We start from the raw sequence: 2,877 nt of genomic DNA, 5'->3' as shown, positions 1-2,877 counted from the left end.
AGCCCGATCAACCTAGGTTGGCCAACAACAGCGCTTCGGCCGTCGCAGCCCTTTCCAGCACACCCAAATCCAGGCTCTCGTTGATGCTGTGCGCCTGCGTCGCAGGGTCCTCCACGCCGGTGACGAGGATTGCCGCCTTCGGGAATGCGGCGGCGAATTCGGCGATGAACGGGATCGAACCGCCCATCCCCATGTCGATCGGCTCGGTGCCCCAGGCTTGCCGGAACGCCGCCCGGGCGGCGCCATAGACGGGGCCGGTGGCGTGGATGGCGTAGGGCTGACCGACGTCGCCGAGGGTCACCGCCACGTGCGCACCCCAGGGGGCGTGGTGCTCCAGGTGGGCGCGCAGCACATCCAGATGCGCTGCCGCGTCGCCGCCCGGGGCTACCCGCATGCTGACCTTGGCGCGAGCGCGCGGGATAAGCGTGTTCGATGATGCGGCAATGGATGTGGTGTCGATGCCGATCACGGTGATCGCCGGCTTCGCCCACAACCGCTGGGGCACCGAGCCGGAGCCGATTTCGCTGACTCCATCCAGCAGGCCCGATTCCGCACACACCCGCTCGGGCGGGTAATCCACTGCTGCGGCGTTACTTTCGTGCAGACCGGCCACCGCGACGTTGCCGTCGTCGTCGTGCAAGCTGGCCAGCAGGCGCGCCAGCACCATCAGCGCGTCGGGCACCACGCCGCCCCACAGGCCGGAGTGCAGGCCGTGATCCAGCGTGGCGACCTCGACGACACAGTCGGCCAACCCGCGCAGCGATACCGTCAACGCCGGCACGTCGGTGCTCCAATTGTCCGAATCGGCAATGACAATCACATCTGCGGCCAGCGCATCACGGTGGGCGGCCAGCAGTCGGCCCAGCGACGGTGAACCGGACTCCTCTTCGCCTTCGACGAACACCGTCACACCGACCGGAGGGTTGCCGCCGTGCGCCCGAAACGCCGCCAAATGCGTTGCGATACCAGCCTTGTCGTCGGCGCTGCCGCGCCCGTAGAGTCGGCCGTCGCGTTCGGTCGGCTCGAACGGCGGCGACGCCCACTGCGCAGGATCACCCTCGGGCTGGACATCGTGGTGCGCATACAGCAGCACGGTCGGCGCCCCGGGCGGCGCGGCATGTCGCGCGATCACGGCTGGTGCACCGCCCTCGCTGACGATCTGCACGTCACCAAAACCAGCCTGCGACAACAGATCTGCTGTCGCCTGGGCACTGCGATGCACCTGGTCGCGGCGGGCCGGGTCGGCCCACACCGACTGGATACGGACCAGGTTCTCCAGATCGTCGCGCACCGACGGCAATACCTGGCGCACTCGTCCGACCAGATCGCTCATGGTCTCGAGGCTAGTCGGGCTACGGCTGACGCGAGACGCTGAGGCCCCGCCCGCCACTTGGTGGCACTTGAGTTGGTGGCGGCCTTCGTGCCCGCCTACGAGCGAAATTCGGCGGCCGCCCGCGTAATTCGCTGTGAGGTGGGCAACTCGGCATGTGCCGACTCTTGCGACGGACGAGAAACGCTACGGCGCCTCAAGAATGGCCACCGCGGCCGCGGTGTCAGCTTCGTGCGTCAACGACACGTGGATCGTCACGTCCTTCAGATGCTTGGCGATATCGCCGGTCAACCGCACCCGGGGACGGCCCCACATATCGGTGATCACCTCGATGTCACGATGGATATCCTCGCGCAACACCGGCCGTTGGGAGAACCGCGATCCGGACCAGGCCTTGATCACCGCTTCCTTGGCCGCCCAGCGGGCCGCCAGGTGGCGTGCCGCCGACGAACTCTTGTCCGAGGCGTCACGCCGCTCACCTGGCGTGAAGGTCTCGGCGAAGGCGGTTCCGGGCTGGTCGACCTGCTCGGCGAACTCAGTGATGGAGACAAGGTCTATCCCCACTCCGACGATGCTCATTTCTGCGAACCTATCGGATGCTCACTGGCGGTAGACGTCGTCGTCGCCCAATCGCGCGTTCGCGTCGAGCAACATCGCCGCTTCCTGTCGCTTCTCGGATACCTCGTGGTCGAAGCGACGGTCGGCGGGCCGCTCATACAGCGGGCGGCCGCCGGCGATCGCCGAGGCCAGTCGGCGCTGTCCGGCCAGCAGACGCGCGTCGGCGCGTCGCTGGTAATCCGCGCGCTGCTCGGCATCCAGCGTGGCCATGAAGGCCTGCGGGTGCACCAGCGCGACCAGACCAGACACGTGGCCGAACCCGAGGCTGGTCACCAGCCCGGCCTTCAGCGGGAACTTCTCGCCGAGTCGCAGCGTGTCGCGCACCCAGACGAAGTGCGCGGAGTCCGCGAGCTCATCGTCGACGCAATCCAGGCTGCGGTTGGGCGGGATCACCCCGTCGCGCAAGATCTGGCACAGGCCCATCATCTGGAAGACCGCCGCGCCGCCCTTGGCGTGCCCGGTAAGGCTCTTCTGCGACACGATGAACAGTGGGGCGCCCGCCGAGCGGCCCAACGAATCCGCGAGCCGCTCATGCAACTCGGTCTCGTTGGGATCGTTGGCCAGCGTTGAGGTGTCGTGCTTGGAGATCACCGCGACGTCGTCGGCGCCCACACCCAGCTTGGCCAGCGCGCGCGCCAGCGGTGAATCCTTGCCGCCGCGGCCGGCGCCCAGCGCGCCCAGACCCGGGGCCGGGATCGAGGTGTGCACTCCGTCGCCGAATGACTGCGCAAAGGCAACCACGGCTAACACCGGCAGGCCCATCTTGAGCGCCAAGTCACCACGGGCCAGCAGGATGGTGCCGCCGCCCTGCGCCTCGACGAAGCCCAGCCGACGCCGGTCGTTGGGCCGGGAGAACTTCGAGTCCGCAATGCCCCGGCCGCGCATCATGCTGGTGTCGGCGGTGGCCGCCATGTCACCGAAGCCGATGA

The 2,877-nt window shown here is 68.1% G+C and carries 2 protein-coding genes and 1 pseudogene; all 3 read right to left on the bottom strand.

The features are described 5' to 3' along the window. Nucleotides 1-7 precede the first annotated feature (7 nt). A complete protein-coding gene (locus VGH54_RS13775; RefSeq protein ID WP_331512573.1) occupies nucleotides 8-1,333 on the bottom strand; it encodes a dipeptidase in 1,326 nt (441 codons plus the stop codon). Between the two features lie 183 nt (nucleotides 1,334-1,516). Beyond that, nucleotides 1,517-1,909 (bottom strand): holo-ACP synthase, encoded by a 393-nt coding sequence (locus tag VGH54_RS13770; RefSeq protein WP_331512572.1) that lies wholly within the window; start codon nucleotides 1,907-1,909, stop codon nucleotides 1,517-1,519. Between the two features lie 21 nt (nucleotides 1,910-1,930). Further along, nucleotides 1,931-2,877 (bottom strand): annotated as a pseudogene (locus VGH54_RS13765) (beta-ketoacyl synthase); the annotation flags it as partial.

The sequence above is a fragment of the Mycobacterium sp. genome, assembly GCF_036488105.1.
In the GTDB taxonomy this organism is placed as follows: domain Bacteria; phylum Actinomycetota; class Actinomycetes; order Mycobacteriales; family Mycobacteriaceae; genus Mycobacterium.
This window is presented reverse-complemented; position numbering and strand designations above follow the sequence as displayed.

Excerpts from the sequence above, each read along its gene's own strand:
- VGH54_RS13775 (WP_331512573.1), bottom strand. The coding sequence starts at position 1,333 with ATGAGCGATCTGGTCGGACGAGTGCGCCAGGTATTGCCGTCGGTGCGC.
- VGH54_RS13770 (WP_331512572.1), bottom strand. The coding sequence starts at position 1,909 with ATGAGCATCGTCGGAGTGGGGATAGACCTTGTCTCCATCACTGAGTTC.